A 2,333-nucleotide genomic window follows, 5' to 3' on the forward strand; every position below is an offset into this window, starting at 1 on the left:
CCTTTTTGTTACCTGCCGGTAGTGGCCTTACTGTTTTTACTCAGTTGCAGCAATAGCCCGCAAACAAGCACAGAACAGTATATAGACCCTACTATCGGAAATATTTCCACGTTATTGCAGCCTACCAGGCCCGTAATGCAATTGCCCAACCAGATGATCCGCGTATATCCCTTAAGGAAAGATCATACAGATGACCAGATCCGCGGGTTCCCTTTACAGATGGCAGCTCATAACAGTGGCCCCTTGTTTGTAATGCAACCCGCCACCGGGAAAATTACGCCCGCTTCCTGGCAGCAACAAACATACGACCAGGAAGTTATTCATCCCTGGTATTACCGCACTACGCTGGAAGAAAGCAATACCATTGTGGAGTTCACGCCGGGTAGTAAAACCGGTGTTTATCGTTTTACCTGGCAATCCGGTGCATTAAAATACTTATTGACCGACAATACAAAGTATCACGCCAACGGTGCAGTGATCACTGCGCAAACATTTTATCATGGAGATATTCCTGTATACCTGTATGGAAAATTTAATACGCCCGTTAACGTTATAACGCTTACGGATACACTGCAATATCTTTCTTTCCCGGATACCGCTGTTACCGCCGTTACCCTGAAATATGCCGTTTCCTATGTGAGCGCGGCAAGTGCGGAGAATAGTTTTAAGCGGGAGATAGGTGACAGGGACTTCACAGCAGTACAAAATAATGGTCGCCGGCAATGGAAGGCCGTAACGGATCTCATTACAGTAGAAGGTGGTTCCCTGGCGCAGCGCCGCTCTTTTTACACGGCCCTGTACCGCTGCCATGAACGGATGGTCAACATTACGGAAGATTCACTTTATTACAGTGGCTACAATAAGAAAGTAAACCGTACCTCCCAGCCGTTTTATGTGGATGATGCCACCTGGGATACTTACCAGGCGCTGCATCCACTGCGCATGATCCTACATCCGCAGCAGGAGGCAGACATGCTCAACGCTTACGTGGAAATGTACCGGCAAAGCGGATGGATGCCCACCTTTCCCCGGCTGTATGGCGATCATCCCTGTATGAACGGCTTTCACAGCACCATTATTTTCCTTGATGCATTGCGTAAAGGCATCTCCATAAAAGATCCTGAGACCGCTTACGAAGGGATGAAAAAAAACGCGCTGATGGCCACCATGCTGCCCTGGCGTAACGGCCCCAATGGTCCGCTCGACTCTTTCTACTATACCCACGGCTACTTTCCGGCATTGCCGCCAGGCGACACTGAAACCATCAGCGCAGTACATCCCTTTGAAAAACGGCAGGCAGTAGCGGTAACACTGGGGCATAGTTATGACGACTGGGCACTGTCGCAGTTTGCTGCCGCATTAAAACACCTGGAGGATGCCCGCCTTTTTGCCGCCCGGGGTGAAAACTATCGTCACCTCTGGAATGCCGGCAACGGCTTCTTTATGCCCAAAGATGCCGGCGGTAACTGGATAAATATAGATCCCGCTTTTGATGGTGGTCCGGGTGGCCGCGATTATTACGATGAAAACAATGGCTGGACCTATCTCTGGCAGGTGCAGCATAACCTGCCGGCACTCATCAGTTTAATGGGTGGTGAAAAACGTTTTGAAGCCAGGCTGGATGAATTATTCCGTAAAGACCCCGGTATGCCCCGCTATGAGCTATGGCACAAGTTCCCGGATGCCACCGGCCTGGTGGGACAATTTTCTATGGGTAATGAACCCGGCTTTCACATTCCCTGGCTGTATAATTATGCCGGTGCACCCTGGAAAACACAGAAGCGGGTTCGTTTTTTACTGGATCTCTGGTTCAAAGACAATGTATTCGGCATTCCCGGCGATGAAGACGGTGGCGGTATGAGCGCCTTCGTGGTGTTTGCATCTATGGGCTTCTACCCGGTTACCCCCGGCATTCCCATTTATACTATTGGCAGCCCTGTATTCAGCAGGATCACCATTACCCTCCCGGAAAACCGCCGCTTCACCATCATTGCGCACCATTGCTCTGATATCAACAAATACATCCAAAGCGCCCGCCTGAACGGGGAAGTGCTTACCTCTCCCTTTTTCACCCACCAGCAACTGATGCAGGGCGGCAGCCTGGAGCTGGAAATGGGCCCGGAGCCGGATCGCCGCTGGGGGGCGAGTGTTCATGCGTTGTAGTGTGCATCGCCTTCGGCGATTTTAAGCGGATTTTGTCTGACTCAGGATTAAACTGATTACGCTGATTACCCTGATTTGATTACTTTGGATTAAAAATGATTTGGGGAGATTTAAGCGGATAAAGCACTCGCTTGCATCCCCCCCAATCATTTAATCATTACAAAATCAAA

The 2,333-nt window shown here is 50.0% G+C and carries 1 protein-coding gene; it reads left to right on the forward strand.

Features of this window, described 5'->3' with window-relative positions:
• On the forward strand, positions 1 to 2,163 hold a 2,163-nt coding region (locus VN105_RS06105; protein ID WP_325638946.1), incomplete at its 5' end, for a GH92 family glycosyl hydrolase.
• Positions 2,164 to 2,333 lie beyond the last annotated feature (170 nt).

The organism is Chitinophaga sp. (assembly GCF_035564935.1).
Lineage (GTDB): Bacteria > Bacteroidota > Bacteroidia > Chitinophagales > Chitinophagaceae > Chitinophaga.